This is a genomic window from Burkholderia sp. BE12 (assembly GCF_002959955.1).
In the GTDB taxonomy this organism is placed as follows: domain Bacteria; phylum Pseudomonadota; class Gammaproteobacteria; order Burkholderiales; family Burkholderiaceae; genus Burkholderia.
Genome location: NZ_PREY01000017.1, coordinates 82,885 through 95,498 on the forward strand (window position 1 = coordinate 82,885; position 12,614 = coordinate 95,498).

Consider the following 12,614-nt stretch of genomic DNA (forward strand, 5'->3'; position numbering starts at 1 on the left):
GCGGGCAGGGCGCGCGCGCGCGTCACCGCATGGCCGACACGGGCACCGTGCCGGCGCGCACGGGCGTCACGTGCCGCAGCGGCGCCCCGATCTGCCGCGCGCACGCGACGAGGTCGGCGTACGCGGCCTCGATCGCGTCGAGCGTCGAATCGCCGCGTTCTTCCCTGCCGCGTGCGCACGCGCGCGCGAGCCGGAATTCGAGCACCATCGCTTCGGAGGCGATGCGATCGCACGCGGCGCGGATCTCGGCGAACGGTCCGATGCAGCCGCTCGCCTGCAGCCAGCGTGCATAGTGGCCGAACAGTTCGAAATTCGCGCCGAGCTGCCGCACCGAATTGAACGAATACGCATGGAAGCGCTCGAGCGGCGCCTCCGCGAGAATGGGCGCATCGGTCTGCAACTGCCGGCGGAACGCCGCGATCGGATCGACGACCGGCAGGCGCCGCAAGTGGCGCTGCAACGCGGCGAGCGAGGCTTCGCACAGCGCGCGTTCGTCGAGCGGCGCAAAGCGTCGCTTCGCGCATTCGACGTACGGCGGCAGCGTCATCGGCGAACTGGCGCCGACGAGCCCGTTGTAGTCGAAATCCTCGGCGACGTAATAGCCGCTGTTGTGGAAGTAGCCGATCTGGTGCTTCGCGCGGTCGATCGCGTCGATGCCGATCGTCGTCTTCGTGTGCTGCGTGCGGTAGCTGCTGCCGCGCGTATCGGGCAGGAACCACGCGTCGACCTCGACGATCATCAGGTGGCCGCGCGCGACCTGCGTCTCGATGTGCTGGTCGAGCGGCTCGTAGATCGAATGTTCCTGCACGATGATCCCGTAGAGCCGTTCCAGCTCGTCGTGCGGAAACTTGAAGAACGTGAACTGGTCGCCCTCGAAATCGAGCGCGATCGTAAACGGCAGCGCCGCATACGGATTGAGGCCCCACCACCGGAGCACCTCGAGCCACATGTCGACATAGCAGTTGGTCTGTTTCCAGACCATCTCCTGACTGTGCAGCGGGTGCGGCCGGTAGTGGCGCGCGCGGTGGCGCACGCCCTCGAACGACGCGTCTTCGCCGTCGCGCGAAACGAACCTCATGGCGTGCCCCACAGCACGTCGCGGACCGCTTGCGGCCATGCGTCGATGTCGAAGCCGTGGTGGCGGAACAGCGCGAGCGTGAGCCGCTCGAGGCCGAAGCCGACGCAGCCCGTGTGCGCGACGTCGCCCGTCGCGGTGCGGATGTCCCACAGCAGCCCGAAATGGTCCATGTGGTAGTTGAAGCTCAGGCAGGCCGTCTGTCGGCCGTCGTGCTCGATCGGAATCAGCAGCTCGAACTTCAGGTTCTGCTCGCGCTGGCTGTTCGCGACGATCTTGCCGCCGCGCCCGAAGAACGGGTCGTTCGCGAGATCGATCGCATTCGGCAGGCACAGCGCCTCGATCATCCGCGTGCCGCGTTCGATCCACGTCTCGCGGAACGAGACGATCTGCTCGGGCGTGCCGATCCGCACGTACTCGCGCATCCGGAACAACTGCATGCGGGTCGGGTCGAGCGACGGCTCGTGACGAAAGCAGTACGAGAACACGTCGACGATCCGGCCGTCGGCGGGCAGCGCGCCCGCGCGTGCGACGACGGGATACACCGGGTAGCACGCGGCCGGCGTCATCACGACGTAGGTCGGCTTCTGGTTTTCGGTCCAGTCTTCGCCCTGATCGAGGCATTGCAGCACGCGCTGGTGCTGGCCTTCGTCGCCGCAGAATGCGTGCACGCTGCCCGCCAGTTGCGGGAAGCTCTTCATGTATTCGCTGCGCTCGAACTCGGTGCGGCTCATCGCCGGCGGGAAGCGCAGCACTTCGGCCTGCTGGTCGGCGCCGATGCGCGTGACGAGCGCGTCGAGCGCTTCCACCACGCGCTCGAATCGTTCGCTGCGGCCGAACAGGCCCTGGATGCCGGTCGAAACGAGCAGGCCCGCATCGATCAGCGCGTCGCGCAGCGGATTGACGCCCGCACGGTCGAGCGGTGCATCGGCGGGAACGGTGGCGGTGGAGGGCACGGCGAGGCGATCGTTCACGTATGTTTCTCCAGCGTCGCGGGACGCAGCGCGAGCAACAGGCTCGCAGTATTAGCGGCAATGCGGTCGTTGCTGATCATCAGCGGCGCCGCGTGCAGATCGCGAATGTGGCGGCCGATGCTGAACGGCGTGCCTTGCTTGTAGCCGGCCATCCCGCAGATCATCATCGCCTGGTGCGCGACTTCGAGCGCGGTCGCCGACACGTAGGTCTTCAGCGTATTGATCTCGGCGGCCCAGGCCATGCCGGCCGACCACGAGCGGGCCGATGCGTTCGCGTGGAGGCGCAGCACGTTGTCGACGCGGGCCTGCATCGCCTGCATCAGCGCGAGCGATTCGGCGATACGTCGCGCGGCGGGCGACGGTGCGCCATCGGTCTGGCGCGCCTGCGCGCGAAAGAACTGGTGCGCGCGATGGAACGCGTCGCCGGCCACGCCGATCCACACCGCGGCCCACAGGATGTGCGAGACCGGCACCATCGTTTCCTCGGCGATCTTCGCGAACGGCACCGGCAGGCATTGCACGGCGGCGCCTTGCGCGTCGAGCACGAAGCCGTTGCTGCACGTGCCGCGCATGCCGAGCGTGTCCCATTCGCCGCGGCGCGTGAGCGTATAGCCGTCGCGCAGCAGCGTGACGAGCACCTGCTCGGAAGCCGGCGCGTCCGCATCGCGTCGCGCGGTGGCGAGAATGCCGTCCGCGTAGTCGCCGTACGAGATCGTCGGCGCGGATTTGTGCAGCCGGAACCCGCTGCCGTCGATTTCGAGCGCGCACTGGCTCGCGCGCAGGTTGCCGCCGACGCCGTCTTCCGACGTGGCCGACGCGAGCAGCCACTGGTGACGCACGAGCTGCTGCAGGAACAGCTTGTGCCAGCCCTGGTCGGCGGCGTGGTCGACGATGCAGGCGACCTGGATCTGATGCATCGCGAACACCATCGCCGACGATGCGCACGCCTGGCCCAGGATCGAGCAGGCCGACGCGATGTCTTCCAGCGATGCGCCCGCGCCGCCGAGATGGGTCGGCACCATCGCGCCGAGCAGCCGGCGCGCGCGCATCGCCTCGATCGCCTCGACGGGGCAGCGCGCGTCGCGATCGACCGCATCGGCATGCTGGGCGGCGATCTGCGCGACGGCATGCGCGGCCTCGTCGAGCCGATGCGAATCGCTGTCGGACGCGAGTTCGGGAAGCAGCGAGCTCATGCGGAATGCTCGGTGCGTTGCAGCGTGGCGATCGTATTCGCGAGTGCGTCGATGCTGCGGAACAGGTTGCGGTTCAGCATCTCGTCGGGAATCTCGATGTTGAACTGCTTTTCGATCGCGAGCATCAGCTGGATCGTATCGAGCGAGGAGAGGCCCGCTTCGTAGAGGTCGTCCCCGTCACCGATCGAATCGATCGCGGCTTCGAGGTGGGCGACGTGCTTCAGGATGGTTCTGATTTCGTTTTTCACGTGCTGCTCCGGCGTGCGTGGTGTCGTCCGCTCGGGCAGACGCGCGATAAGCGCTGACATTCCCCCCGGCAGTCCGGCATCAGTAGACCATCGGCAGACACGGCGTTCTGTTCGCCACCCTACAAACAGCTGACCCGGCACGCGGACGGCGCCGAAGCGCCGTCCCGGTTCGGTGCACCGGTCACGCGCGCGAAGCGGCCGGCACGCCCGAGTCGGCCGACAGGATGCGCTTCATCTCGTCGCGCACGATCGCGCGGCAGCCGCACGACATTTTTTCGAGGCCGTCGAGGTCCGCGAGCTCGATCGAGCTGCGGTATTGCCGGATCAGGCCGAGTTTCTGGATTTCGCCGGCGGCGTCCGTGACCGTTTCGCGCCGCACGCCGAGCATTTGCGCGAGCATGCTGTGCGTCACCTGGATCTCGATGCTGCGCGTGCGGTCGAACGCGAGCAGGAACCATCTGCATAACTGATGTTTGAGCACGTGATGACGGCTGCAGAACGTGATCTGCGAGACCTGGGCCATCAGCAGCCGCACGCAGACGAACACGAGGTGGCGGATCACCGGCGACGCATCGAACGCGGCCGCGAAGATGCGCCGGTCGAGCCGGTAGACGAAACCGTCGCGGCACGCGACCGCCCGGCAGGGCATCCGGCCGCTGCCGCCGATCACGTCGTCGCAGACCACGCTTTCGCTGCCGATCTCCGCGACTTCCAGCGTCATGCCCCCCGACGACACGTACTGCAGCGAAATCGCGGTCGTGACCGGCAGGTAGACCGCGGCGAGCATTTCGCCGGGTTCGCAGAGCACCTGTCCGGATTTCAGGTGAACGAGTTGCAGGTGGGGTGTCAGCGTGGCGAGTTCATCGCGGTCGATGGCCGCGAGAAACCGGTTGGCGTCGAAGCTGTGGGAAAGCTCGATCACGCCGTTCGCATACGCGACGGCGTCGGCGGCCTGGTGAGTCACGGCGCATCCTCGCAGGTTGGCGGTCGCGCGTCGTCTCCGCGAATCCCGGAACGGGATTTCGCACGATCGTGCGGACTTTCGTTGATCAAAAACGGAATGACGATACTCGCGAAAAAGGCTAGCACGCAATTGAATTCGAACCATTCCGCATTCTGTCATTTCACAAAGTTTGACGGTTGGGATTGAATGCAAACGTCATGTCGATTTAATGATTCATTTTCCTGGAATTAATCATCCGGAAATGGAATCGTGAGGTTGCTCGTCATTCTATGTCGACCGGGAATCAATCGATCAACGTGGCGAATCGTACAGCGAAAGTGGCGAGAAGGCATTGAACATTATTTGACAAATAAAGAGGGTGCGCCTGATTTCCTATTGGGATCAATGGTTTGCAGGTGATATGTGCGATGCCTGACAGAACCTTGAATTAATGTACCGATTCAAATTTGAGACAGTTTGAAACGAGCGTGTGAGGTGCGGCGACGGCGGGAAATGCTGCGCTGCACATCACGGAAACAATTGAAAATCGGCTGTAAGTAATTGAACGATAAGCGTCGCGGCCGCAATGCAGTCGTCGCGCCCCGATGCGCGGGAATTGATCAGTCGAATGCTCGCTGTGTCCGCCGCGCGGAGGAGTGTCCGGAAATGAGACGTTTTTTGGGATTTGGGGACGGTTATTCGGGGGCTCTAAATCGGATGTGATTCATATATTAAGGACGGACGGGTATTGGCACGTAAATCGCTTATTCGGGCTGGCGTGTCGAAACGGGGCAGTCGACTCAATTCGGCGATGACAAGCCGATGATCAGTCGGATTCAGGGTTGTGGGCCGCAACCGCTGTCAATGTCCGGACGCGCACCGAGATAACGAGTTCCATGCCGGCTGCCGTAGCCGGCGCGGACGATAAAAGGGATACAGACATGCTTCATCTTCACTCGAGCTATTCGGCGAACGCCATCCTTGCTGCCCTCCCGGAGGACAGCGTCCGCGCCATCGCACCGCATCTCGAACTGGTCAGGATCAAGGCCGGGATGCTCGACCGGGTCGGCGAGCCGATGCGCCATCTGCATTTTCCGACGACGGCGATGATGTCGGTGCAGCACCTGATGGAGGACGGTGCGATGGTCGAGGTGGCGATGGTCGGCCGCGAGGGGGTGGTCGGGCTGGGGACGCTGGTCGGCGGTCTCGCCGCGTCGAGCCGGGTCGAGGTGCGTATCGGCGGAATGGCCTATCGCGTGCCGAGTTGCGTGATGCGCGCCGAATTCGAGCGGTCGGCGCAGACCTACCGGCTGCTGCTCAACACGTGCCAGGCGACGATGGCGCAGATTTCGCGCAGTGCGCTGTGCAACCGGCATCACTCGGTCAGCGAGCAGCTCAGTCGCTGGCTGCTGCTCGCGCACGACCGGATCGACGGCGACGAGCTGGCCGTCACGCAGCAGACGATCGCGAACATGCTCGGCGTGCGGCGCGAGGGTGTGACGGAAGCAGCCGGGAACCTGCAGGAAGCCGGGCTGATCCGGCAACGCCGCGGCCGCATCACGGTGCTCGACCGGCACGGCCTCGAACATCAGGCGTGCGAATGCCACGACCTGATTTGCGCCGACTATCGCCGGTTGCTCGGCACGCGCGGGAATGCGAGGCCGGCGGCGGTTCGCCCGCGCATGCTGGAGGCGCACCGCAGATTTTCCGCGCCCGGTGCGTGACGATGCAGTCGATGCCGGGTGGAACGAATGCAATGCGGCGTGCCGCGATCGCGGCGGCCGACGTCCTGCTCGTGCTGGCCGGGACGCTCGTCGCTCAGGCGGCGTCGGGTCTCGGATGGCATGAGCTGTCCGATGCGCAGCGCGGTTCGATCGCGCTGCTGGGCGTGCTGACGGTGGCGCTGCTGCCGCGCTGCCTGCGCACCGTGCGCGGTGGCGTGGCGGTGCAGGGCGGCGCGCACGTGCTGGCGCACACGCTCGTGGCGGTGGTGTGCGCGAGCGTGCTGACGGTGGCCGGCGCGATGTGGATCATGAATCGCGGCGGCACGGTGACGACCCGCTGGATCGTGCGCACGGTGCTGGCCGGCGACGCGGCGGTGCTGCTCGGCCGTGCGGCGCTGCTGGCGCTCGCGCTGACGCGCGGCGACCCGCGTGCGCGGCAGCGCCGCGTCGCCGTCGTCGGCGCAACGGCTTACGGGCGCGTGGCGATCGAGCGGATGCAGCTCGCGCCGAACGGCCCGTTCGTGGCCGCGTGCGTATTCGACGACGATGCACAGGCCGCCGCGGGCGGCATCGGCGGCGTACCGATGATCGACGACTGGAACGTGTTGCGCGACCTGATTCGCGGCGGCGACATCGACGAGGTCTGGCTCACGCTGCCGATGTCGCACGAGTGGCGGATCCAGCGCATCGTGCGCGAGTTGCGCGACGAGTTCGTCGAGTTGCGGCTGTTGCCCGACGTGCGGCAGATGGCGATCGTCGATCGCTCCGCGACCGACGTGCTCGGCATGCCGGCGATCAATCTCGCGACCACGCCGCGCTCCGCGCCGGAGCTGTGGGCAAAGTTCGCGTTCGACCGGTTGTTCGCGTTCGGCGTGCTGATTCCGTTGCTGCCGCTGCTGACGATGCTGGCGATCGCGGTCAAGCTGTCGTCGCCGGGGCCCGTGTTGTTCAGGCAGCGCCGCAAGGGCGTCGACGGCCGAGAGTTCGATATCCTGAAGTTCCGGACGATGCGCGTGCATCGCGCACAGCCGGGCGTCGTCCGGCAGGCGTCGCGCAACGATTCGCGCATCACGCGCGTCGGCGCGTTCCTGCGGCGCACGTCGCTCGACGAGCTGCCGCAGTTCTTCAACGTGCTGTTCGGGCAGATGTCGGTGGTCGGCCCGCGTCCGCACGCGATCGAACACGACGACCTGTATCGGCAACTGATCGACTGCTACATGTATCGCTACCGCGTGCGGCCCGGCATCACCGGATGGGCCCAGGTGAACGGCTATCGCGGCGAGACGCGCAAGGTCGAGGCGATGGAGGCCCGCGTGAAGTTCGATCTGTTCTACATGCAGAACTGGAGCTTCTGGTTCGACATCAAGATCATCCTGATGACGGTGGTGCGCGGCTTCATCGGGCGCAATGCATTCTGAGGATGACGAATTATCCAGGCGGCGTCGTGCGAGCGATCTTGGCGATGGCGCGATGCCGGTTCTCGAGCACGGAAAGAAGCGCTGTGGCCACCTGGAAAATTGCTGCGCTGCGGTTGCGCCGGCGGGCTTCGTGGCGCGCGCCGCAGGTCGGCATTGCGCGTCCGTCCCCAGTTTCCGCACCGCTGCCGCTGCATGACGGGCACGCTGATTCCGGTCAACACACGCGTGTTCAATGGGTTTATCCTGCGTCGAATGCGTCCGGCGTTTCGCACGTCCGGCCGCCCATCCGGATGCGGCGGCGCAGTCATGCCTGCGTGCCGCGCACCGGCGCGATACCGCGCGCCGCTCTTTTTTCGCGCGGAACCCGGAACAGGAGAGACGGCCATGTCGCTCGACCCACAACAACGACAGACGCTGAAGCAGCGGCTGAACGAGAGCGAGCAGGCGCTGCGTGCGGAGATCCGCACGAGCGAAGACCAGCGCGCGTCGGAATCCTATGCGGACCTTGCCGGCGCGGCGCCGGACGAGGGCGACGAGGCGAACGCGGATCTGTTCGTCGACGTCGATCATGCATTGATCGGCATGAAGCTGACCGAACTGCGCGCGGTCGGCCGCGCCCAGCAGCGGATGCGCGACGGCAGTTACGGCGAATGCATCGACTGCGATGGCTCGGTCGGCTACGAGCGCCTGCTGGCGCGCCCGACCGCCGAACGTTGCACGCATTGCCAGTCGCTCTACGAGCGACGCTACGCGACGACGCCGCGCGCGTCGCTCTGACGTCGCGGCTTCAACCGCGCTGCACGCGACGCGCGGCCGGCGTAGGATGACCAACGGGCGCCCGGCGGCGTCGACATGCGGCGCCGGGCGGGCAGACGCCGTCGCGCACGCGTGCGGCGCCATCCATGTGGAAGGGAGCCACGCCGATCATGCCGATCCACAATGCCGAGTGCGCGGCCGTGTTCGCCGAGATCGCCGACATGCTCGAGATCCAGGGCGCCAACCCGTTTCGCGTGCGTGCGTACCGCAACGCCGCGCGGACGGTCGCCGACTACGGCCGCGATATCCCGACGATGATCGCGAACGGCGACGATCTCGGGAAGATTCCGTCGATCGGGGCCGATCTCGCGACGAAGCTGCGCGAGATCGCCGCGACCGGCACCTGCGAGCTGCAGCAGACCTTGCGTCATGCGCTGCCGGGCGCGATCGTCGAACTGCTCGATGTGCCAGGGCTCGGTGCGAAACGCGTGAAGGCGCTGCATGACGCGCTGCACGTCGATTCGCTCGAACAGTTGCGCGCCGAAGCGAAGAGCGGGCATGTGCGCGAGCTGCCGGGCTTCGGCGCGAAAACCGAAGCGCATCTGCTCGAAGCGATCGACGATCGCCTGCAGCGCGAGCCGCTACGCTTTCTGCTGCCCGACGCCGCGCATGCGCTGATGCCGTTGCTCGAACGCCTGCGTGCGGTGGCCGGCGTCGACAAGGCCGTGTCGGCCGGCAGCTTCCGCCGCCGCCGCGAGACGGTTGGCGATCTCGACATCCTCGTCACCGCACGCGACCCGGCTGCCGTCGCCGAAGCGTTCGTCGGCTATGGCGACGTCGCGCGCGTGCTCGCGCACGGCAAGACCCGCTCGAGCGTGACGCTTGCCAGCGGGTTGCAGGTCGACCTGCGCGTCGTCGATGCCGATGCGTTCGGCGCGGCGCTTGTCTACTTCACGGGATCGAAGGCGCACAACATCGCGCTGCGCAGGATCGCGCAGGCCGGCGGCCTGAAGATCAACGAATACGGCGTGTTTCGCGGCGACGAGCGGATTGCCGGCGCGACGGAGGCATCGGTCTATGCGGCCATCGGGCTGCACGAGGTGCCGCCCGAGTTGCGCGAGGCTCGCGGCGAGATCGATGCGTCGCGTGCCGGCACGCTGCCGGCGCTGGTCGAGCGCAAGCATCTGCATGGCGACCTGCACGCGCATACCGATGCATCGGCCGGCCGCGATGGCCTGCGCGCGATGGCCGACGCCGCGCGTGCGCGCGGGCTCGCGTACCTGGCCGTCACCGACCGTGCGCCGCCCGATGGCGATCGCGACGGCTTCGACTGGCTCGCGCGCCAGCTCGACGAGATCGATCGCATCAACGCGACGTTCGACGATTTCGTGTTGCTCAAGGGCGTGGAAGCCGGCATTCGCGAGGATGGCAGCCTCGATGTGCCCGACGCGATGCTCGGCCGGCTCGATCTCGTGGTGGGCGCGGTACGCGACGGTTTCGGCCTGCCGCGCGGCGCGCAGACCGATCGCATGCTGCGCGCGATGGACCATCCGCATTTCACGATTCTCGCGCACCCGACCGGCCGCGTGCTCGGCGAGCGCGACGCGTGCGAACTCGATGTGCCGCGCGTGCTGGCGGGGGCCGCCGCGCGCGGCTGCTTCGTCGAACTCGATGCGCAGCCGCGGCGATTCGACCTGCCGGACGTCTGGTGCCGCGAGGCCGCGAAGGTTGGCGTGCCGGTCGCGATCGGTTCGGATGCATGCAGCGCGGACGAACTCGACAACCTCTCGTTCGGCATCGATCAGGCGCGGCGCGGCTGGCTGACGCGGCAGGACGTGCTGAACACGCGCACGCTCGCGCAACTGCGGCCGCTGCTGGCGCGCACGATGGGCGGTGCGGGCAGCGCGGTTGGCGGCGCGAAGCGGAGCCGGTCGAAGGGCACGTGAACGCAACGCGGGCGGCCGCGATGCGTTCGACTCATGCTGCCGGCATGGTCATGCGAGCATACCGGTCGCCGGGACGTAGGGCAGGCCGAGCGCCAGCGCGACGGCTTCGTACGTGATGTGGCCGTCGCACACGTTCAGGCCCGCGCGCAGATGCGGATCGTCGAGCATCGCCTGCTTCCAGCCCTTGTCGGCGAGCGCGAGCGCATGGCCGAGCGTTGCATTGTTCAGCGCAAAGGTCGACGTGCGCGCGACCGCGCCGGGCATGTTCGCGACGCAGTAGTGGACCACGCCGTCGACGACGAAGGTCGGCGCCGCATGCGTGGTCGCATGCGAGGTCTCGAAGCATCCGCCCTGGTCGATCGCGACGTCGACGACGACCGCCCCCTTGCGCATCGTCGCGATCATGTCGCGCGTGACGAGCCGCGGCGCCGACGCGCCCGGCACGAGCACGGCGCCGATCACCACGTCGGCATCGCGCACGGCTTCGTCGACCGTATGCGCATTCGAGCAGACGGTCGCGATCCGGTTGGCGAACACGAGATCGAGCTGGCGCAACCGGTTCACGTTGGTATCGAGCACGGTGACGCGCGCGCCCAGACCCACCGCCATCTGCAGCGCGCCGGTGCCCACTACGCCCGCGCCGAGCACGACGACGTGCGCGGCCGGCACGCCGGGCACGCCGGCCATCAGCAGGCCGCGGCCGCCGCGCGGGCTTTCGAGGTGGGTCGCCGCGACCTGGATCGACATGCGGCCGGCCACTTCGCTCATCGGGGCGAGCAACGGCAGGCCGCCGCCCGGGCCCGTCACGGTTTCGTACGCGATGCAGACCGCGCCGGATTTCACGAGCGCCGCGGCCTGATCGGGATCGGGCGCGAGATGCAGGTACGTGTAGAGGATCTGGCCGCGCCGCAGCATCGCGCATTCGGCCGGCTGGGGCTCCTTGACCTTGATGATCATGTCGGCGCGCGCGAAGATTTCGTCGGCGCCGTCGCTGAGCGACGCGCCCGCGGCCGTGTAGTCGTCGTCGAGCAGGCCGATCGCCGTGCCCGCGCCGCGCTGCACGAGCACGCGATGGCCGTGCCGCGTGAGTTCGCGCGCGCCGGCCGGCGTGAGGCCGACGCGGTATTCGTGGTTCTTGATCTCTTTCGGCACACCGATCAGCATGAGTCGCCTCCATGGCCTTCGTTATCGTCGTCGTGCGGGCAGCCGCTTGCGCAACGGCGTGCCGACCGCAGTACTGGAATAACAGGGTAGTAGCGCACGGAGGGAAGTCAAGCGGCCGGCCTGCGCGACGACGCATGCGCACTGCGGCGCAGCATGCGCGGCGGCCGGTTGCGACCGGACGTCGCAATGCGCACGTGGCCGGGATTCGGTATCGTCATGCGTGCCGCGTGCCGCGTGCCGCGTGCCGCGTGCCGCGTGCCGCGTGCCGCGTGCCGCGTGTGCCGCGTGCCGGGGCCGCGCGCCGAGATGCTTTCGGCAAAACAACGACACGACGAGACGAGGACATTGATCGACATGACCGGTGCGTATTTCAGCGTGCCGACGCTTGGCGCCATCGCGCTGGTGCACGTTTACTGGGCGTTCGGCGGGCGGCTGGGCAAGCGCGCGGCCATTCCGGAGCATGACGGCGTACCGCTGTTGCGGCCCACTGCCGTCGGCACGCTCGCCGTCGCGGCGGCATTGCTGGGCGGCGCAGGCGTGGTCGCCGCGCGTGCCGGCTGGCTGGGACGCAACGCGTATCCCGGCACGATCGCGTTCGCGGTCGTTGCGCTCGCATTGATCTTCGCGGTGCGGGCCGTCGGCGATTTCCGCTACGTCGGCTTCTTCAAGCGGATTCGCGGGTCGCGTTTCGCGCGGATGGATACGCTGTATTACTCGCCGCTGTGCGCGGCGCTTGCGTTGTCGATCGGATCGATGCTCTGGCCGTGGTGACGGGTGAGCGGCGCGCGATTCAGCCCGCGTGCGGTTCGATCGGCGCAAGGTATTCGGCCGGCACGGCAGCGGTCGGCCAGATGCCGTTTTCGGCGACGAAGAACGTGTGGCCCTCCCCGTGCATGCGCTGCGCATCGACTTCGACGATCGCGGGCATGCCGTAGCGCGCGCCGACGGCTCGATCGTCCGCCAGACCGGCGCAGGCATCCGCCCCCTCGCCATCCTTGCACATTCCGCCTTGCGGATTTCCCATTGTTGCTAATTTCGATGCACTGAATTGCATTGAACCCCCTAGCACTGGAACCGGTTCCATATATAATTCGCCGCATTCGTCGCCGGGCCCGAAAAGAGGGTCGTGCACGTTGCGCTTGCCGTCGGCAAACGCGCCGTCTAAGTTGAACG

12 protein-coding genes are annotated in these 12,614 nt (G+C 67.3%); 5 read left to right on the forward strand and 7 right to left on the reverse strand.

Translation table 11 applies throughout. The features are described 5' to 3' along the window. Nucleotides 1-22: 22 nt before the first annotated feature. From C4B30_RS20145 to C4B30_RS20165, 5 genes are all read right to left on the reverse strand, one after another. Nucleotides 23-1,078, reverse strand: a complete 1,056-nt coding sequence (locus C4B30_RS20145; protein WP_105132964.1) for a DUF1839 family protein — start codon at nucleotides 1,076-1,078, stop codon at nucleotides 23-25. Then, entirely contained in the window at nucleotides 1,075-2,049 is a 975-nt protein-coding gene (locus C4B30_RS20150) for an amino acid--[acyl-carrier-protein] ligase (protein WP_105132918.1), read from the reverse strand. The genes C4B30_RS20145 and C4B30_RS20150 overlap by 4 nt, the downstream gene beginning before the upstream one ends. Next, nucleotides 2,046-3,242, reverse strand: a complete 1,197-nt coding sequence (locus C4B30_RS20155) for an acyl-CoA dehydrogenase family protein (RefSeq protein ID WP_105132919.1) — start codon at nucleotides 3,240-3,242, stop codon at nucleotides 2,046-2,048. Before C4B30_RS20155 ends, C4B30_RS20150 begins: the two co-directional genes overlap by 4 nt. Then, the gene (locus C4B30_RS20160; protein ID WP_027782872.1) at nucleotides 3,239-3,490 is read right to left on the reverse strand and encodes an acyl carrier protein; all 252 of its coding nucleotides are present in this window, start codon (nucleotides 3,488-3,490) and stop codon (nucleotides 3,239-3,241) included. The genes C4B30_RS20155 and C4B30_RS20160 overlap by 4 nt, the downstream gene beginning before the upstream one ends. A gap of 181 nt (nucleotides 3,491-3,671) precedes the next feature. Then, nucleotides 3,672-4,454 (reverse strand): Crp/Fnr family transcriptional regulator, encoded by a 783-nt coding sequence (locus C4B30_RS20165; RefSeq protein ID WP_089501651.1) that lies wholly within the window; start codon nucleotides 4,452-4,454, stop codon nucleotides 3,672-3,674. 920 nt (nucleotides 4,455-5,374) lie between these two features. On the opposite strand from C4B30_RS20165, the gene C4B30_RS20170 reads away from it, so the two are divergent. The 4 genes from C4B30_RS20170 (at nucleotide 5,375) to polX (ending at nucleotide 10,277) form a co-directional block, all read left to right on the forward strand. Beyond that, nucleotides 5,375-6,157 (forward strand): Crp/Fnr family transcriptional regulator, encoded by a 783-nt coding sequence (locus tag C4B30_RS20170; RefSeq protein ID WP_027782874.1) that lies wholly within the window; start codon nucleotides 5,375-5,377, stop codon nucleotides 6,155-6,157. 32 nt (nucleotides 6,158-6,189) lie between these two features. Then, entirely contained in the window at nucleotides 6,190-7,575 is a 1,386-nt protein-coding gene (locus C4B30_RS20175) for an undecaprenyl-phosphate glucose phosphotransferase (RefSeq protein WP_227789639.1), read from the forward strand. Nucleotides 7,576-7,959: 384 nt separating this feature from the next. Beyond that, complete coding sequence (locus tag C4B30_RS20180; RefSeq protein ID WP_034185284.1) at nucleotides 7,960-8,352, forward strand: TraR/DksA family transcriptional regulator; 393 nt, start codon at nucleotides 7,960-7,962, stop codon at nucleotides 8,350-8,352. A 149-nt stretch (nucleotides 8,353-8,501) separates the two neighbouring features. Continuing rightward, a complete protein-coding gene (gene polX, locus C4B30_RS20185) occupies nucleotides 8,502-10,277 on the forward strand; it encodes a DNA polymerase/3'-5' exonuclease PolX (protein ID WP_105132921.1) in 1,776 nt (591 codons plus the stop codon). Between the two features lie 48 nt (nucleotides 10,278-10,325). On the opposite strand, the gene ald is transcribed toward polX, so the two are convergent. Beyond that, entirely contained in the window at nucleotides 10,326-11,441 is a 1,116-nt protein-coding gene (gene ald / locus C4B30_RS20190) for an alanine dehydrogenase (protein ID WP_027782878.1), read from the reverse strand. A gap of 354 nt (nucleotides 11,442-11,795) precedes the next feature. Here ald and C4B30_RS20200 point away from each other — a divergent pair, with 354 nt between their 5' ends. Further along, nucleotides 11,796-12,212: a DUF3995 domain-containing protein gene (locus C4B30_RS20200; RefSeq protein WP_105132966.1), complete on the forward strand. Its 417-nt coding sequence runs from the start codon at nucleotides 11,796-11,798 to the stop codon at nucleotides 12,210-12,212. Nucleotides 12,213-12,231: 19 nt separating this feature from the next. On the opposite strand, the gene C4B30_RS20205 is transcribed toward C4B30_RS20200, so the two are convergent. Beyond that, on the reverse strand, nucleotides 12,232-12,495 hold the full coding sequence (locus C4B30_RS20205) for a 2'-phosphotransferase (protein ID WP_105132923.1): 264 nt from the start codon (nucleotides 12,493-12,495) through the stop codon (nucleotides 12,232-12,234). Between the last annotated feature and the right edge of the window lie 119 nt (nucleotides 12,496-12,614).

Bases quoted from the DNA above. Each gene is read 5' to 3' on its own strand.
- C4B30_RS20145 (WP_105132964.1), bottom strand. From the start codon at position 1,078: ATGAGGTTCGTTTCGCGCGACGGCGAAGACGCGTCGTTCGAGGGCGTG.
- C4B30_RS20155 (WP_105132919.1), bottom strand. From the start codon at position 3,242: ATGAGCTCGCTGCTTCCCGAACTCGCGTCCGACAGCGATTCGCATCGG.
- C4B30_RS20170 (WP_027782874.1), top strand. From the start codon at position 5,375: ATGCTTCATCTTCACTCGAGCTATTCGGCGAACGCCATCCTTGCTGCC.
- C4B30_RS20175 (WP_227789639.1), top strand. From the start codon at position 6,190: ATGCGGCGTGCCGCGATCGCGGCGGCCGACGTCCTGCTCGTGCTGGCC.
- C4B30_RS20180 (WP_034185284.1), top strand. From the start codon at position 7,960: ATGTCGCTCGACCCACAACAACGACAGACGCTGAAGCAGCGGCTGAAC.
- polX (WP_105132921.1), top strand. From the start codon at position 8,502: ATGCCGATCCACAATGCCGAGTGCGCGGCCGTGTTCGCCGAGATCGCC.
- ald (WP_027782878.1), bottom strand. From the start codon at position 11,441: ATGCTGATCGGTGTGCCGAAAGAGATCAAGAACCACGAATACCGCGTC.
- C4B30_RS20200 (WP_105132966.1), top strand. From the start codon at position 11,796: ATGACCGGTGCGTATTTCAGCGTGCCGACGCTTGGCGCCATCGCGCTG.
- C4B30_RS20205 (WP_105132923.1), bottom strand. From the start codon at position 12,495: ATGCAATTCAGTGCATCGAAATTAGCAACAATGGGAAATCCGCAAGGC.